The sequence below is a fragment of the Neisseria sp. P0009.S007 genome (assembly GCF_051962515.1).
Genome location: NZ_JBQCVF010000749.1, coordinates 1 through 835 on the forward strand (window position 1 = coordinate 1; position 835 = coordinate 835).

General features: G+C 62.0%; 1 pseudogene. It reads left to right on the forward strand.

Annotated elements, in window-relative coordinates:
- Positions 1-835 (forward strand): annotated as a pseudogene (locus ACTHS3_RS16110) (chromosome segregation protein SMC); the annotation flags it as partial.

Below are 835 nucleotides of genomic sequence, written 5' to 3' on the forward strand. Positions count from 1 at the left end.
CGCAGCAGCAGGCGTTGTCGCAAATCCTGTCGCAACAGCAGGAAGCCGCCGACTTCTGGCAGGCAACCGACCACGCCGCCGCGCCGCAACTGTGGCAACACATCACCGCGCCCGCCGAGTGGCAGCACGCCCTGTCCGTCATCCTTGCCGAACGCCTGCACGCCCGTAGCGTGCCGCACGGCTTCGTTCCCCCCGCACCTTTGCCGCAGGGGCAGGCGGCATGGCTTTCAGACGACCTCTCCGGCGGCATCAAAAAATCGCTGCCCGTACAGGCATTGCTGAACCAAATCCAAGCGCAGCCGCCATTTCAGACGGCATTACACCACTGGCTCGACGGCGTATTGTGCGCGCCCGATTTGAGCTACGCCCTCGCGCATCAAAACGATTTGGGCACGCATCAAATCTGGCTCACGCCCGAAGGCCATCAGGTCGATAAAGTCAGCGTCCTGCTCTATGCCAAACCCGCGCAGGAAAGCCTGATTGCCCAAAAAGCGCGCCTCGACGGCATCGCGTCCGAACTGGAAAACCTCGCCCCCGAACTTTCAGCCGCCGAAGCTGCGTTCAAACAGGCGGAGGCCGCCGTGCGCTCGTCAGAAGTGCAACATAAAAACCTGATGCAGCAGCAACAGCAGCACACGCGCCAATACAGTCAGGCGCAGCAACGCGCCGCCGAACTTCTGGCGCGCACCAACCAAGGGCAAATCCGCCGCGAACACATCGAGCGCGAACTGGCGCAGTTGGCGGAAGAGCAGACCGTGTTGCAACACACGTCCGACGGGCTTTCAGACGACATCGTTACTTTGCAGGAAGCCGCCGCCGAACTCGAACACCAACA